At 36.0% G+C, this 17,542-nt stretch carries 11 protein-coding genes and 1 tRNA gene; 9 read left to right on the top strand and 3 right to left on the bottom strand.

All coding sequences use genetic code 11. From position 1 onward, the window contains the following. Positions 1-5: 5 nt before the first annotated feature. Positions 6-3,374 carry a protein O-mannosyl-transferase family gene (locus ACN0QX_RS05690; RefSeq protein ID WP_417195837.1) on the bottom strand — a complete coding sequence of 1,123 codons (3,369 nt, stop codon included), beginning with the start codon at positions 3,372-3,374 and terminating at the stop codon, positions 6-8. A 151-nt stretch (positions 3,375-3,525) separates the two neighbouring features. On the opposite strand from ACN0QX_RS05690, the gene ACN0QX_RS05685 reads away from it, so the two are divergent. Next, positions 3,526-3,598 (top strand) — tRNA-Gln (locus ACN0QX_RS05685). Between the two features lie 184 nt (positions 3,599-3,782). Here the strand turns inward: ACN0QX_RS05685 and ACN0QX_RS05680 are convergent. Next, a complete protein-coding gene (locus tag ACN0QX_RS05680; RefSeq protein ID WP_417195836.1) occupies positions 3,783-4,607 on the bottom strand; it encodes a universal stress protein in 825 nt (274 codons plus the stop codon). Between the two features lie 171 nt (positions 4,608-4,778). Between ACN0QX_RS05680 and rimP the strand changes: the two genes are divergently transcribed. The 3 genes from rimP to infB are packed head-to-tail and all read left to right on the top strand — an operon-like array spanning position 4,779 to position 9,338. Then, positions 4,779-5,240: a ribosome assembly cofactor RimP gene (gene rimP / locus ACN0QX_RS05675; RefSeq protein WP_248397589.1), complete on the top strand. Its 462-nt coding sequence runs from the start codon at positions 4,779-4,781 to the stop codon at positions 5,238-5,240. Positions 5,241-5,253: 13 nt separating this feature from the next. Further along, positions 5,254-6,486 carry a transcription termination factor NusA gene (nusA, locus tag ACN0QX_RS05670; RefSeq protein ID WP_066249059.1) on the top strand — a complete coding sequence of 411 codons (1,233 nt, stop codon included), beginning with the start codon at positions 5,254-5,256 and terminating at the stop codon, positions 6,484-6,486. 29 nt (positions 6,487-6,515) lie between these two features. Beyond that, positions 6,516-9,338: a translation initiation factor IF-2 gene (infB, locus tag ACN0QX_RS05665; protein ID WP_417195835.1), complete on the top strand. Its 2,823-nt coding sequence runs from the start codon at positions 6,516-6,518 to the stop codon at positions 9,336-9,338. Positions 9,339-9,405: 67 nt separating this feature from the next. Here infB and ACN0QX_RS05660 read toward each other — a convergent pair whose 3' ends face one another. After that, positions 9,406-9,813: an SPOR domain-containing protein gene (locus ACN0QX_RS05660; protein WP_417195834.1), complete on the bottom strand. Its 408-nt coding sequence runs from the start codon at positions 9,811-9,813 to the stop codon at positions 9,406-9,408. A 215-nt stretch (positions 9,814-10,028) separates the two neighbouring features. Here ACN0QX_RS05660 and ACN0QX_RS05655 point away from each other — a divergent pair, with 215 nt between their 5' ends. The 5 genes from ACN0QX_RS05655 (at position 10,029) to ACN0QX_RS05635 (ending at position 17,526) form a co-directional block, all read left to right on the top strand. Then, positions 10,029-11,324, top strand: coding sequence for a cytochrome c3 family protein (locus tag ACN0QX_RS05655; protein ID WP_417195833.1), 1,296 nt, complete (start codon positions 10,029-10,031; stop codon positions 11,322-11,324). A gap of 89 nt (positions 11,325-11,413) precedes the next feature. Further along, complete coding sequence (locus ACN0QX_RS05650) at positions 11,414-14,656, top strand: TAT-variant-translocated molybdopterin oxidoreductase (protein ID WP_417195832.1); 3,243 nt, start codon at positions 11,414-11,416, stop codon at positions 14,654-14,656. Between the two features lie 34 nt (positions 14,657-14,690). Next, entirely contained in the window at positions 14,691-16,427 is a 1,737-nt protein-coding gene (gene nrfD / locus ACN0QX_RS05645; RefSeq protein WP_376858820.1) for an NrfD/PsrC family molybdoenzyme membrane anchor subunit, read from the top strand. Positions 16,428-16,430: 3 nt separating this feature from the next. Further along, entirely contained in the window at positions 16,431-16,967 is a 537-nt protein-coding gene (locus ACN0QX_RS05640; protein WP_066248140.1) for a DUF3341 domain-containing protein, read from the top strand. Between the two features lies 1 nt (position 16,968). Beyond that, the gene (locus tag ACN0QX_RS05635) at positions 16,969-17,526 is read left to right on the top strand and encodes a c-type cytochrome (RefSeq protein WP_248397599.1); all 558 of its coding nucleotides are present in this window, start codon (positions 16,969-16,971) and stop codon (positions 17,524-17,526) included. The last annotated feature ends 16 nt before the right edge of the window (positions 17,527-17,542 follow it).

The following is a 17,542-nucleotide window of genomic DNA, read 5'->3' as shown; positions in this document are numbered from 1 at the left end:
ATAGTTTATTCTTCTGGTGCAATACTTATAGTATCTGATTGCAGCATGTCAACATCTATTGGTTCTGGTCGTTCTTCTATTTCGGGTTCAACATCAGGAACGTCATCACCACCATAAAAGTGACTAAATAGATTTAAGAAATTTGAAAACGTCTTGGTTTCGGTTTTAGCAAATTCTTTATCATAGGTAATCACAACATCCACAATACTCTTATAGCGTTCAATATCGGTATAAATTTTCTCGAACACATAGCGTTGCTGCTCTTCATCAAGCTTGCTATAATAGGTCAAGTTTTCTTGATATTTTTCAGCGACATCCATAAAGAGCTTACGTGCCTTCTCTTGAGAATCAACCTCATAATAAGCACTAATATAGGGTTCTAACAAGGTATAATAACCAAAGTAATCTACTGGCATATTATCCATAGCAATGTCAGCAATCTCTTCGGCTTTTTCTGGTTGATCTTCATTAATTAATTGTTCAATTAAACGGGCAAGATTTCCGCGATAGGTAATGGAGTTTTTACGTGTTTCCACATCGTGATAAATATCGGGACTTCCGCTATTTCCCCAATCCCAGTTTTTAACCTTGTTATACATAAAATCACTGTCAACGCGACCCATATCGAAAGGATTGGCTCTGTTAACTGGTGTTTTTATTGGAACTAATTTATAAACCATGCCATCTAATTGTAAGTAATCTTTCATCCAGATGTAATCGTCGTTTCCAAAAGCACCACCTGTAAAATAAATAGGACGTTTCCAGTCGTTGGTAGCAATGATATCCAACATTAACAAACGATTTTTATAAATGGCACCATCGGTAATTCTGATATCCACATAGTCTTCAATTTTATCGGCATCCTTCTCTTTAACGATACCGTATTTCAAGACATTTTCTTTGTTTACTGGCACGCGAATATTTTCAACTGGAAAATAATTCGACTTCTGATATTGAATCGGATAATAACTTGGGTCCTCGCCTCGCATTTGTAAAATGTAACTCATTTTTGTTTTCGGATTATCACTGCTAACAAAATCCATAAAGTCCTTAATAAGCAAGGTATCCTTGTTCATAACGGGTTGCAGTCTTCCTTGTGCATCTCTATATTCAATTTGTTTAGGAACATAGTCGCGCGTACCCGAACGGTATTGTTCATGTGTTAATGTTGAAGGAATAGGGTCACTATCATACGCTTTACGTTTCATTTGGTCTATATACCAATCCGTTTGGAATAAACTGGTGTTTACTACACGAACATCGGTTCTGTAGCCTTCAATTTCTTGGGCATACCATAACGCGAAGGTATCATTATCACCAATGGAGAATAAAATACCATTTTCTTCACAAGAATCCAGATACATTTTTGCCATGGCACGCGCTGTATATTTATCAGAACGGTCATGATCATCCCAGTTATTAGCCGCTAAAATTCCTGGAACAAGAATTAGACATAAAATGGTAACAGCTGGCGCTAAGGCTTTTGATTTGATCTTTGTTTTAAGCATATCCACTATAGCATAAACACCAAAACCTATCCACAGCGCAAACACGTAAAAGGAGCCAACTAAAGAATAATCTCGTTCTCGTGGTTCAAACGGTCTCACATTGGTATACACTTGAATGGCTAATCCTGTAAATAGGAAGAAAACCAACATCACCCAGAATAGTTTTTTATCTTTATTGTAAAGAAAGAATAAACCTATGAGGCCAAGTATAAAAGGTAAGAAGAAATAGGTGTTTCGCGCTTTGTTGTTTTTTACATCGCTAGGTAAATCGGTTTGTGGTAATCCTAAATGCCATTCGTCAATAAAACCAATGCCACTTAACCAGTTGCCATTAAAATCATCAAGTTTCCCTTGAACATCATTTTGGCGTCCTACAAAATTCCACATAAAATAACGCCAATACATATAGCCTAATTGGTATTCTAGCATATAGGCAACATTGCTTCCTAATGACGGTTTTTCTACATCAATAATCTGACTATTTTGACTCAAAAATTTGTGGTAATCCTCATAATCTACCATGCCGTTGGCAATTTCATTTTTGAAGTTGTTAACGGCAGCGCGAAGCTCGTTATCCATTTGGTATTCAGGTTTTAGTTTGAAATCCAAATACCCAGTAAAAATCATATAATTTTCAGCATTTTCGCCACTCCACATACGTGGTAGAATGGAGGCGTGTTCCGAATTGTAATTCTGGCGAGCTTTTTCCCAGTCGTTTATAATAACGTACTTTCCAGTTTTTAAGTCTTTTTCGTAGTTTGGCTTGTCATCAATATACGGTTCGTTTTCGTCTAAACCAGAATACTGATCGGTAAATTGTGGTCCATAAAACAAATGGGTTTCGGGATATTGTTCTAAATTATAATAAGCCAGAAGTTCGCGTGCATCACTAGGGTCGTTTTCATTAATTACCACATCGGCATTGGCACGAATAGGTAGCATAAGCCATGACGAAAAACCTATTATAACAAAGGTAATACAAAGTAAACCGGTATTAAGATGTTTGTAATTTTTGTTATGTGTATATTTTAATCCGAAATAAACTAATGCAATCAATGCAATACTAGCAAAGATAGTTCCCGAGTGAAATGGTAATCCGAAGGAATTGACGAAGAAAATTTCAGTTGCACTAAAAATACGTAGAATATTAGGTGCTAATAATTTAAAGATAAAAAGTAGAATAGCTATAGATACTACATTGGCAATAATGAAGTTTTTTATAGTAACCGTTTTATAATTTTTGAAATAATAAATTAATCCAATAGCAGGAATGGTTAATAATCCCATAAAGTGAACACCAAAGGACAGTCCAATAATAAAAGCTATTAGAATGAGCCAACGGTTTCCTCTAGGGTTGTCCATATCACGTTCCCAACGAAGGCCAAGCCAGAATAAAACAGACATAATTAAAGTGGCCATGGCGTAAACTTCCGTTTCAACGGCATTAAACCAAAACGAATCGGTAAATGTAAACGCTAAACTTCCTACTAAGGCACTCCCTAAAATTGCAATTTTTTGAGTTTTGTTAAGTGTCTCTGCTTCGCCAACTAACTTTCTTAATAAAAGTGTGATGGTAAAAAACATGAATAAAATAGTAAATGCACTTGCTACCGCACTCATCATATTTAGCATAAAACCAACTTGCGAAGGCTCCAAAGCAAACATAGAAAAGAAGGCACCAAACATTTGAAACAGTGGTGCTCCAGGTGGATGACCAACTTGTAATTTGGCTGATGTTAGGATGTATTCACCTGCATCCCAAAAGCTTACAGTTGACTCAACTGTTAGTCCGAATGTGATGAATGCGACTAAAAAAGCGAACCATCCTAAAATAGTATTCCACTTTTTAAAGCTAATATGTGTCATGTAATTGCAATTTTTAGATGAGGCGAATTTAACAATAAATATCAAATTTGACATGCTTTTAAGGAAACGTTAAGTATTTAGATAATTTTTTATTCAAAAAATGCTTGCGCAAATAAATAATTGTTTTAAATTTGCATCCTCAATACGAGATTGGCCTATGGTGTAACTGGTAACACGTTGGTTTTTGGTTCCAAAGAGTCTAGGTTCGAGACCTAGTGGGCCAACTAGTTAAAGAGAATCCTAATCATTTTTATGGTTAGGATTTTTTGATTTTAGTCGGTAATGATTAATGCGCTTCTTTTTTTTAATAGAAACTAATCATGCGCTTTGCTGACTGTAGAATCATAATTTAAACAAAAAGCCTCCGATTAATTCGGAGGCTTTCATGGTTATATAACATTTTGGTCATTATATTTTAAAAGTAACCACTGGTCGTTTGGCGTGGTTTACTAAGTCTTCGCTAATACTGCCATTGAAGAAATGAGCAATACCTTGTCTGCCGTGTGTACTAATACCTATTAAATCGGCTCCCACAACGTGCGAGAAGTTTAAGATTCCTTTTTCAACGCTGTCATCATTATATATGGAAATGGTGTAATTTTCAAAGTCATTACCCGATATAAAATCTAATATTCTGCCTTTAGCGACATCTGTCGTTACAAAGTTGTTAGCGGTATTTACAAATAGTAAATGAATTTTTGCGTCTAAAGCTTCCGCTAATTTAATAGCTTGTTTGTATGTTCCTTTATTATCATTTTTAAAATCTGAAGCAAAAACAAAATCGTTTATTTCAAAATTGTCATGCTCGTTTTTAATCACGAGAACAGGTGATTCAGCAGTTCTCACAACTTTCTCAGTGTTGGAACCAATAAACATTTCTTTAAAACCATTGGCACCATGAGAACCCATAACAATTAAGTCAATTCCATGTTCCTTACAGGTGTTTGTAATGCCTGTAAATGTTTGATTAAAATCTACTGTTTCGTGAACAACTATATCATTTAAGTAATCTTGAGACATCGTTTTTTCAAATTTTTGATGCGCTAATTTCATAAAAAACATGGCTTCGGGTAACTCACTATATTGGCTTAAAGCATCCACCTGATCTAATGGAAGCTCCAACATGTGGAGTAAATAAATTTCACTATCATGTTTTTTTGCTAATTGAGCGGCGACTTTTAAAGCCTGTTCTGCTTCTTTTGAAAAATCGGTAGGAACAAGAATTTTTTTCATAGGATGGTTTTTTTTATCTGTTGGTTTCAATCACTAATTTAAGAATAAAAATTGATATTTCATTCATTATGGAATTCAATAAAATTATTGTATATTTGCAGCGTTGTAAGAAAAAGAATAAATGAGGGGACCTGAAGTCCCCTCTTTTTATACCAATTTTTTGTATCAAATATGTTAAGAAAAACTGTAGAAACCTTATTGAATGATGCCCTTGAGGAGCGAGAAGATTTATTTCTAATCGATTTTACCATGGGCGAAGACAATTCTATTTCAATTATTATAGATGGCGATCATGGTGTAACCGTTGATGATTGCGTGTTTATTAGTCGTGCTATTGAGCATAATATTGATCGAGAAGAACATGATTTTTCATTAGAAGTAGCTTCAGGAGGTGCAACAGCGCCTTTAGTTCATACCAGACAATACAAGAAAAACATTGGTAGAGATTTAGAAATTAGAACAAAAGAAGAAGAAGTAACCGGCCAGCTTACAAAAGCAACCGATACACACATTACTTTAGCGTGGAAGGCAAGAGAGCCGAAACCTGTAGGTAAAGGAAAAGTAACAGTACAAAAAGAGGCAGAAATAGCCTATCAAGATATTGTAGAAGCAAAAGTTATGATAAAATTTTAATTCAAAGAGAGATATGGAGAATCTTGCGTTAATTGACTCATTTTCGGAGTTTAAAGACGATAAATTAATCGATCGTGTAACGTTAATGGCGATTTTAGAAGACGTTTTTAGAAACGCCCTTAAGAAGAAGTTTGGTGATGATGATAATTTTGATATTATTATTAATCCAGATAAAGGCGATTTAGAAATATGGAGAAATCGTATAGTTGTTGCAGATGGTGAAGTAGAAGAGCCAAATCAAGAAATTTCATTATCGGAAGCTCGAAAAATTGAGCCAGATTTTGAAGTAGGTGAAGACGTATCAGAAGAAGTAAAACTAATTGATTTAGGACGTCGTTCAATATTAGCATTAAGACAAAACTTAATTTCTAAAATACACGAACACGATAACACGAATATCTATAAGCAATTTAAAGATTTAGTTGGTGAAATTTATACAGCAGAAGTGCATCATATTCGTCACAGAGCTGTAATTTTGTTAGATGATGATGGGAATGAAATTATTCTTCCAAAAGAAAAACAAATTCCTTCAGATTTCTTTAGAAAAGGAGATAACGTTCGTGGTATTATAGAAAGTGTTGAGCTTAAAGGTAATAAGCCAGCTATTATTATGTCTAGAACAGCGCCTGTATTTTTAGAGAAGTTGTTTGAGCAGGAAATACCAGAAGTTTTTGATGGTTTAATTACAATTAAAAATGTGGTGCGTATTCCAGGAGAGAAAGCCAAAGTAGCGGTGGACTCTTATGATGATAGAATAGATCCAGTTGGAGCTTGTGTAGGTATGAAAGGTTCTAGAATTCACGGAATTGTTCGCGAATTAGGAAACGAAAATATTGACGTTATTAATTACACAAGCAACTTGCAATTATATATTACAAGAGCATTAAGTCCAGCACGTGTAACATCCATCAAAATTGATGAAGAAAACAAACGTGCCGAAGCTATATTAAAACCAGAAGAGGTTAGTAAAGCCATTGGACGTGGTGGTCATAACATCCGTTTAGCAGGCCAATTAACGGGCTACGAGATTGATGTATTTAGAGAGGGAGCTGAGGAAGATGTGGAATTATCAGAATTCCGCGATGAAATTGAACCTTGGATTATTAAAGAATTTAGTAAAGTTGGTTTAGATACAGCTAAGAGTATACTAGAACAAGATGTTCAGGACTTGGTTAAGAGAACCGATTTAGAAGAAGAAACAATTATTGAAATAATTAGAATTCTTAAAGAAGAATTCGAAGATTAACATATATTAGGTTATATTAAAGGCGATTTATGGCTGAAACAATTAGATTAAATAAAGTATTACGTGAGCTAAACATTTCTTTAGATCGTGCTGTAGAATTTTTAGATTCTAAAGGCATTGAAATAGAGAAACGTCCGACAACAAAAATTTCTCAAGAAACTTTTGATGTGCTTTCCAATGAATTTCAAACCGATGCTAATAAAAAAATGGCATCTCAAGAAGTTAGTGAAGCCAAGCAGAAGGAAAAAGAGGCATTAAGGATTCAGCGTGAACAAGAAATTGAGGTTAAGGAAAAGGAGAAAGCAGAACGTGAAGCACTAGCTAAAGCTAAAGAAGCGGAAGTAGTAAAAGCGAAATCTACACTTTCAGGCCCAAAACAAGTTGGTAAAATCGATTTAGATGCTGATAAGAAAAAAGCGACTAAACCAAAAGAAGACGCACCTGTTGCCACTCCAGAGGTTAAAGCTAAAGAGGCTCCAAAATCTGAAGAAAAACCTAAAGCTGAAGACGCGAAGAAACCAGAGGTTAAAGCAAAGAAAGAAGACACGCCATCTTCTAAACCTGCTGATAAACCAAAAGCAGAGTCGCCAAAAGCTGAAACACCTAAAAAGGATGATTCTAAAGCGGACACGCCAAAAGTAGACACTCCAAAAACGGAAGCGACTACTGATCCTGATGCACCTATAGATGAGCGCTTAAAAACACAGTATCAAAAACTATCTGGGCCGAAAATTGCTGGTGAAAAAATAGATTTATCACAATTTAAAAAGCCCAAGAAAAAGACGGATAATAAAACGTCAGATCCTAAAAAGAAACGTCGCCGAATTAGTAAAGCTGGAGGACCAGGTTCTACAGGTTCTGGTACACCAAGAACAGGTGGTAACGACCGATTTAAAGGTAAATCAGCTGCTGGAAAAGGACGTCGCAATATAGTTAAAGAAGAACCTAGTGAGGAAGAAGTACAAAAACAAGTACGTGAAACACTAGAGAAGCTTCAAGGTAAATCAAGCAAAGGTAAAGGTGCTAAATACCGTCGTGATAAGCGAGATCAGCATCGTGAACAAACCGAAAAAGATTTACAAGCAGAACAAGCAGATAGTAAAATTCTGAAAGTAACAGAGTTCGTTACAGCTAGTGAAGTAGCTACCATGATGGATGTTCAAGTAACACAAATTATCTCGGCATGTATGTCTTTAGGTATGATGGTTACCATGAACCAACGTTTAGATGCTGAAACTTTAGCTATTGTAGCTGATGAATTTGGTTATGAGGTAGAATTTATTACTGCTGGTATTGAGGAGTCTATTGAAGTTGTAGAAGATAAGCCAGAAGATTTAATAGAACGTGCACCAATAGTTACGGTTATGGGTCACGTAGATCACGGTAAAACATCCCTATTAGATAATATTCGTCAAGAAAATGTTATAGCGGGTGAGTCTGGAGGTATTACGCAACATATTGGAGCCTATGGTGTTCAGTTAGAAAGTGGTCAGAAAATTGCATTTTTAGATACGCCAGGTCACGAGGCCTTTACAGCCATGCGTGCTCGTGGAGCTCAAGTAACGGATATTGCTATTATTGTTATTGCTGCGGATGATGCTATTATGCCACAGACAAAGGAAGCAATTTCTCATGCTCAGGCAGCAGGTGTCCCAATTGTATTTGCAATTAATAAAGTAGACAAACCAAGTGCAAACCCAGAAAAAGTAAAAGAAGGATTAGCACAAATGAACTTGTTAGTAGAAGATTGGGGAGGGAAAATTCAATCTCAAGATATTTCGGCTAAAACAGGGCTTGGTGTTAAAGAATTACTAGAAAAAGTGTTGTTGGAAGCTGAACTATTAGAGTTGAAAGCAAATCCTAATAAACGTGCCGTTGGAACCGTTGTCGAGGCATTCCTTGATAAAGGTCGTGGTTATGTATCCACTATTTTAGTTCAAGCAGGAACCTTAAAAATTGGTGACTATGTATTGGCTGGTAAAAATAGTGGTAAGATAAAAGCCATGCAAGATGAACGCGGTCATGAAGTAAAAGAAGCTGGTCCATCAACGCCAGTATCTATTTTAGGATTAGATGGCGCACCTCAAGCAGGTGATAAATTTAATGTTTTTGAAGACGAACGTGAAGCGAAACAAATTGCTACCAAACGTACACAATTACAACGTGAACAATCGGTTCGTACACAACGTCATATTACATTAGATGAAATTGGACGTCGAATTGCTTTAGGAGATTTCCAAGAACTAAATATTATCCTTAAAGGTGATGTGGATGGTTCTGTGGAAGCCTTAACAGATTCGTTCCAGAAACTATCAACTGAAGAAATCCAAGTCAATATTATACATAAAGGTGTTGGACCTATCACGGAAAGTGATGTGTTACTAGCCTCGGCCTCAGATGCAGTAATTATAGGGTTTAATGTGCGTCCAATGGGTAATGCAAGAAGCATTGCTGATAAGGAAGAGATTGATATCCGCATGTACTCCATTATTTATGATGCCATTAATGATCTTAAAGATGCTATGGAAGGTATGTTATCTCCAGAGCTTAAAGAAGAAATTACGGGTACAGCTGAAATTAGAGAAATCTTTAAAGTATCTAAAATTGGAAGTATTGCAGGTTGTATGGTATTAACAGGTAAGATTTTTAGAAACTCTGGAATTCGTTTAATTCGTGATGGAGTGGTAGTTTACACAGGTGAATTGGCTTCATTAAAACGGTTTAAAGATGATGTAAGAGAGGTTGCTAAAGGATACGATTGTGGTATGCAAATTAAAAACTACAACGATCTTAAGGAAGGCGATATCATTGAAGCTTACCATGAAGTAGAGGTTAAAAAGAAATTGAAATAAATTTTATTATATATCAAAAAAAAGAGTGCCAATTGGCACTCTTTTTTGTTTAACACTTAACGCTCTATTAGCCTTTGTTTCTGTCCTTTTTTTTGGGTTTAAAACGGAAAGCATCACTAAACTCTTTTTTAATTTTTTCAAGTGCGCGATCGGCTTCCAAACGACTTCTAAAATTTCCAACCCAGACCTTATAGTTTGGGGTTTCATATTCTAAAATAGAAGAAATTTTATCAAATTTTGCATCAAATTTACTCATGGCAGAATTTGCCCCAGAGCGGTCACCGGAGTATATTTGAATCTTATAACGATCAGAATCGGTTTCAGAAACATTCATTTCTTTCTTTAAAGCCAATAAAGTATCTAATTCAGGTGCCTGATTGATAGTAATTGTGCCTTGTTGGGCATAAAATAAATTAACGGTAAGCATCATGCTTACTGTTATTAAGGGTTTGGAATATCGGTTCAATAAATTCATTTTCAATAGTATTTGATACAAATGTATAAGATTATAACTTAAAAGTACTTCAAATTATTATTTAGAATTTCTCTAAATTAGCAATTAACAGTTCTGTAACATTTCTAAAATCGACTTTAAATGTTACTTTTGCGAGAGATTTTATTATTGTATTTTTTTTCTTTTGTTAATTGAAAAAATCATACCAAAGTTTAGAAGTTAATTCAACCAATAATATGAAACAGGTGAATCACCGAAAATTAGGCAAGAACATTTTACGTTTAAGTTTAATTATTTTATTAGCATTTTCAACATCACTTTCGGCCCAAGAAGGTGATTCCGTAAACGGTAAATCTTTATTTAATGCCAACTGTGCTGCTTGTCATCAATTAGACAAGAAGATGACGGGTCCAGCCCTACGAAATGTAGAGCAACGACTAGCTGAAGCCGAAGGTCTTGACAGAGAGTGGTTAAGCAGTTGGATTCGTAATAGTTCAGCAATGGTTAAAGCTGGAGATCCGTACGCTAATAAAATATTCAATGAATATGGAGGTGCAGCCATGACGGCGTACCCACAATTATCTGATCAAGATATTAGTGATATTTTGGCCTATACTGCAGAGGAAGCGCCTGCTGCACCTGCGGGTGTTCAGATTGCAGACGCTGGTCAGAGCAGTGGATCAGATGGTGCAAGTATGTCCAATAAAGTTATCTTAGGTGCTTTGGCCGTGCTATTTGCTTTATTGGCAATGGCGCTTATTTTAGTAAGACAAACACTAAATCGTTTTGCAGAAGCAAAAGGTGTTGATATTTCAGAAACTAAAGGCACGCCAATCTGGAAAGCTTTTATTCAAAATCAATTTCTAGTATTGGTTTCTGTAGTTGTTTTGTTACTAGCAAGTGGTTACTTTGTGTTTGGTTACTTTATGCAAGTAGGTGTTGATCAAGGTTACCAACCAGTTCAGCCAATCCATTTTTCTCATAAAATTCATGCAGGTGATAATGGAATTGATTGTAAGTATTGTCACTCTTCAGCACGTGTTAGTAAAACATCTGGAATTCCGTCATTAAATGTTTGTATGAACTGTCATAAATCCGTTTATGAAGTGGCGCCAGAAACTGCAACTGCAGAATACAGTAAAGAATTTTATGATGGTGAAATTAAAAAGCTTTATGCTGCCGTAGGTTGGGATGATGCTGACCAAAAGTATACAGGAGACACACAACCGGTTAAATGGGTGCGTATTCATAACTTACCAGACTTTGCTTACTTTAACCACTCGCAACACGTTTCAGTTGCCGGAATTGAGTGTCAAACATGTCATGGGCCTGTGGAAGAAATGGAAATCATGTACCAACATTCGTCTCTAACTATGGGCTGGTGTATTAACTGTCACAGAGATACAAATGTTAAAGTAGAAGATAATGCATACTATACCAAAATTCACGAAGAATTATCTAAAAAGTATGGTGTTGATAAACTAACAGCTGCACAAATGGGTGGTCTGGAATGTGGTAAGTGTCACTACTAATTATTTAGTAGCTTCCACAAGCGTGGAAATCTCATAATAGGGATTTAAAACTTTAAATAAATTAATAAGAAGTAATTCAATTATATAATATGTCATCAAACAAGAAATACTGGAAAAGTGTTGAAGAGCTAAACGAGAATAGCTCAATTGTTGAGACGCTAAAACAAAACGAATTTGTTGAAGAGATTCCAACGGATGATTTTTTAGGAAATAAAGAATCGTTAGAAAGTTCTAAAACAACACGTCGTGATTTCTTAAAATATGTTGGTTTTAGCACAGCTGCTGCATCTTTAGCGGCTTGTGAAGGGCCAGTTATTAAGTCTATACCCTATGTGGTGCAACCAGAAGTAATTACTCCTGGAGTAGCAAACTACTACGCTACTACAATTGCGGATGGTTATGACTATGCGTCTGTTTTAGTAAAAACTCGTGAAGGTCGTCCAATTAAAATTGAAAATAATACACTAGCTACTGCTAATGGTCATGCAAATGCTAGAGTAAATGCTTCGGTTTTAGGATTGTACGACAGTATGCGAATTCAAGGTCCAATGAGAGCAGGCGAGCCTATTTCATGGAGTGAATTTGATGCGGAAGTTGGTCAGAAACTAACTAGTATAAGTGGTTCTGGAAAATCTATCGTGTTATTAACGCAAACGTATGCGAGTCCGTCAACTTCTAAATTAGTAAATGAATTTAAAGCAAAATTTGGAAATGTACGTCATGTGCAATATGATGCCATATCCGAATCAGCAGCTTTAGATGCTTATGAAGCTAATTATGGAGAACGTGGTTTAGCAAATTATGATTTTACAAAAGCCATGACAATTGTTTCCTTTGGAGCAGATTTTCTAGGTGATTGGCAAGGTGGCGGATTTGATTCTGGTTATGCAAAGAACAAGGTTCCTACTAATGGAAAAATGTCACGTCATATTCAGTTTGAATCAAATATGTCTTTAACTGGAGCTAATGCTGATAAGCGTGTGTCTTTAACACCAAGCCAGCAAAAAGTAGCTTTAGCTAAATTATATAGTGCTGTAGTGGGAGGTTCTGTTTCAGGCGAATTACCACAGCATATTGAAGACGCTGTTCAAAAGGCAGCTTCTCAATTGAAAAAAGCAGGAAGTAAAGGTGTTGTTGTAACGGGTATTCAGGATGTGAATGCGCAAACCGTTGTTTTGGCAATCAATGAGTATTTAAATAGTCAAGCATTTGATCCAAACACACCTATTAAAATAAGACAAGGAAATGATAAGGCAGTCATGACTTTAGTTGCGGATATGAATGCAGGTAAAGTTGGTGCTATCATTATGAGTGGCGTTAATCCACTATATACATTACCAAATGCAGGAGATTTTTCTGAAGGGTTAAAGCAAACAGAATTATCTGTTTCTTTTACTATGAAAGCAGACGAAACTGCATTAGAGACAGAATATCAAGCAGCAGCACCACATTATTTAGAGTCTTGGGGTGATGTTGAGTTGAAAAAAGGTCATTATGCATTAATGCAACCCACCATTCGTCCGTTATTTGATACACGTCAGTTTCAAGAAGCTTTACTAAAGCTAATTGGTAGCGATTTATCGTATCATGATTATGTGAAGCAAACGTGGAATGAAAGTATTTTAGGTAATACTTCATTTAGTCAAGCATTGCATGATGGCGTGTATGTTGCAGGGTCGGCTTTAAAAAATGCTGAAGGCCTTACGACAACAGAAACAACAACTTCTACCAACGAAAAGGATTCTAAAACTTGGGTTGGTGGTATTATAGAAGATGTTGCTGAAGGTATTGGTCTAAAAGACAAAGAGGATGATGCAATTATGGTATCATCTACAACAACTACCACTACAAATGGAATTGCTGCGCCTGTAGCGGTTTCTGGTGGTGATGCAGCAAGACAATTGGGCGCAACGTCTACATCTAATGGATTAGAATTAGCCTTATACTCCAAAACATCAATGGGTGATGGGCAACAAGCCAATAACCCTTGGTTACAAGAAATGCCAGACCCAATAACAAGAACAACTTGGGACAACTATGTGACCGTTTCTCAAGCGGATGCTAAAGATTTAGGTATTAAAAACTGGCATGAAGCTGATGGTGGATTAAATGGTAGCGTTGTTGAAATATCAGTAAATGGTGTAACAGTAACCGCTCCAGTAATTATTCAACCTGGACAAGCAAAAGGTTCTATAGGATTATCTTTTGGATATGGTCGTAGAGCTGGTTTAAAAGAAGAAATGCAAACAGGCGTAAATGCCTATCCATTATATATGGACTTTAATCCAACGCAAGTAAATGTATCTATGACTGTTTTAGGTGGCGAACATGAGTTTGCTTCTGTACAGCTTCATAATACATTAATGGGTCGTGGTGATATTATAAAAGAAACAACTTTAGAGGTATTTAATACCAAGGATAAGAAGTATTGGAATGTTATGCCGGTGGTTTCATTAAATCATCAAGAAACTCCAGTAACTTCTCCAGAAGTAGATTTATGGGATGAGTTTGACCGTTCAATTGGGCATCACTTTAACTTATCAATCGACTTAAACTCTTGTACAGGTTGTGGCGCATGTGTTATTGCTTGTCATGCTGAAAACAATGTACCAGTTGTAGGTAAAGAAGAAATTCGTAAGAGTCGTGATATGCACTGGTTGCGTATTGATAGATATTATTCTTCAGAAGATACATTTGAAGGCGATAACACGAAAAAGAATGACACCAAAGGACTGGCAATTATTAATGCACTGGACGAAATGGAAACGGCTGCAGCTAATCCACAAGTAGCATTTCAACCAGTTATGTGTCAACATTGTAATCATGCACCTTGTGAAACGGTTTGCCCCGTTGCGGCAACATCACATGGTCGTCAAGGACAAAACCACATGGCTTATAACCGTTGTGTTGGAACACGTTATTGCGCAAATAACTGTCCTTATAAGGTGCGTCGTTTTAACTGGTTCTTATATAGCCAAAACGATGAGTTTGATTACCACATGAATGATGATTTAGGGCGTATGGTTTTAAATCCAGATGTTACTGTTCGTTCACGTGGTGTTATGGAAAAATGTTCAATGTGTATTCAAAAAACACAGAAAACTATTCTAGATGCTAAACGTGATGGTCGTGAAATTAAAGATGGTGAATTCCAAACAGCTTGTTCCGCGGCTTGTGGAACTGGCGCTATGGTTTTTGGCGACATAAACGATAAAGATAGTCAAGTTGCAAAACTTAAAGAAGATAATCGTATGTATCATTTGTTAGAGCACATAGGCACAAAACCAAATGTGATTTACCATACTAAAGTGAGAAATACAACCGAAGCATAATAAAACGAATTAAGAAAATAATTATAAAAGGATTATGGCGTCTCATTACGAAGCACCTATTAGAAGACCTTTAGTTACAGGGGAAAAATCATATCATGATGTAACAGTCGATGTGGCAAGACCTGTTGAAGGTAAAGCAAATAAATCTTGGTGGATTGTATTTTCAATTGCACTTATCGCTTTCCTTTGGGGAGTTGGGTGTATAATATATACAGTATCAACAGGTATTGGAACTTGGGGTTTAAATAAAACCGTAGGTTGGGCTTGGGATATTACTAACTTCGTTTGGTGGGTTGGTATTGGTCACGCAGGAACATTAATTTCTGCAGTACTTTTACTTTTCCGTCAGAAATGGAGAATGGCAATTAACCGTTCCGCAGAAGCAATGACAATTTTTGCCGTTGTTCAAGCAGGTTTATTCCCAATTATCCACATGGGTCGACCATGGTTAGCATATTGGGTATTACCAATTCCAAACCAATTCGGTTCCTTATGGGTTAACTTTAACTCTCCATTACTATGGGATGTATTCGCAATTTCAACGTATCTATCTGTTTCATTAGTATTCTGGTGGACAGGTTTACTACCAGATTTTGCTATGTTACGTGATAGAGCTGTCAAGCCTTTTCAAAAGAAAATTTATTCCTTATTAAGCTTTGGATGGACTGGTCGTGCAAAAGACTGGCAACGTTTTGAAGAAGTATCTTTGGTACTTGCAGGTTTAGCAACACCATTAGTACTTTCTGTACATACCATTGTATCCTTTGACTTCGCAACGTCGGTTATCCCAGGTTGGCATACAACCATTTTCCCTCCGTACTTTGTTGCAGGTGCAATTTTCTCTGGTTTTGCCATGGTAAACACCTTATTAATTATCATGCGTAAAGTAGCTAATTTAGAAGATTATATTACCGTTCAACATATTGAGTTAATGAACATCGTTATCATGCTTACAGGTTCTATTGTGGGTGTGGCTTACATAACGGAGTTATTTGTAGCTTGGTATTCTGGTGTGGAATATGAACAATACGCTTTCTTAAACAGAGCAACAGGACCTTACTGGTGGGCTTATCTATTCATGATGAGTTTTAATGTGTTCTCTCCACAGTTTATGTGGTTCAAGAAATTACGTACCAGTATCATGTTTTCATTCTTTATCTCTATTATCGTTAACATAGGTATGTGGTTTGAGCGTTTTGTAATTATTGTAACATCATTACACCGTGATTACTTACCATCTTCTTGGACAATGTTCTCACCAACATTTGTTGATATTGGAATATTTATTGGAACTATTGGGTTCTTCTTTGTGTTGTTCTTATTATATGCTAGAACATTCCCTGTAATTGCGCAAGCTGAAGTAAAAACAATCTTGAAATCATCAGGTGAGCGTTATAAGAATATTAGAGAGCGTGGAGATAGTCTTGTTGGAACCGGATCAGATGCTAGAACATCTGGTATTGTTAAAGCAAAACCAGTTTCACCTGTAGTGCCTCCAGTGGATCACACAGAAAAAACAAAAAATCTGCTAGAAAACATTGGTAAGTTTGATCCAACAATTCAAACGGCTGATGACCTTCAAAAAATTAATGGTATTGGACCAAAGATGGAAGAAGTACTTAATAGTATCGGGATTTTCACATACTTGCAAGTAAGTAGAATGACGAAAATAGAATACGATTTGTTGGACGAAATTACAGGTTCATTCCCAGGAAGAGCCGAACGTGATGATTGGTCTGGACAAGCTAACCAAATAATAAACGAAGCGTAGATAATGGAAACATCAAAAGTAATTCACGCTATTTATACAGATGACGACGTATTAATGTTGGCTGTTAAAAGAGTTAAAGCTGAAAAGCATCATATTGAAGAAGTATTTACACCTTTTCCAGTTCACGGACTAGATAAAGCTATGGGATTAGCTCCAACGCGTTTGGCTATAACATCATTTATTTACGGCTGTATTGGTTTAGCAGTTTCTATAGTAATGATGAACTTTATAATGATTGAAGATTGGCCTCAAGATATTGGAGGAAAACCAAGTTTTAGTTATATTGAAAATATGCCAGCGTTTGTACCTATTATGTTTGAGTTAACGATATTTTTCGCTGCGCACCTAATGGTAATTACATTTTACTTACGTAGTAGGTTGTGGCCATTTAAAAACGCAGAAAATCCTGACCCAAGAACAACCGATGATCATTTCTTAATGGAAATTGCAATTCATAACAATCAACTTGAATTAGAAAATTTACTGAAAGAAACTGGTGCAGTTGAAATTAACATTGTTGAAAAAGTAGAAGCACATTAATATGAAGGCCTTAATAAAAATAACAATTATAGCATTAGTATTAGTAACGATTGTGTCGTGTAAAAATGATTCCTCTCGTAATTACGAATACATGCCAAATATGTATCAATCGGTTGGCTATGAAACGTATTCTGAAACTAGCGCATTTAGAAATGGTGTAGAAGCGCAATTGCCAGCAGAAGGATCAGTACCAAGAGGTCATATACCTTTTGATATTGATAATACTTTAGATGGTTTTAATGAAGCTAAAGCTACTTTAAAGAATCCTATAGACTCCCTCCAATTTGATAAGATAAGAGGAAAGGAACTTTATGATATTTACTGTGGAATTTGTCACGGAACTAAAGGTGATGGACAAGGCAATTTAGTGAAACGTGAAAAAATTCTTGGTATTCCAAGCTTTGACGATGTGGGAAGAGCTATAACCGAAGGTAGTATTTACCATACTATTTATTATGGTAAAAATGCCATGGGTTCATATGCTAACCAATTGAATGAGGAAGAGCGTTGGCAAGTAACCGCTTATGTATTAGAGTTGAAAGCCAATTTAGAAAAATAAGATAGATAAAGATTAT

Source organism: Bizionia sp. (assembly GCF_048259285.1).
Taxonomy (GTDB): Bacteria; Bacteroidota; Bacteroidia; order Flavobacteriales; family Flavobacteriaceae; genus Algorimicrobium; species Algorimicrobium hallyeonense.
This window is presented reverse-complemented; position numbering and strand designations above follow the sequence as displayed.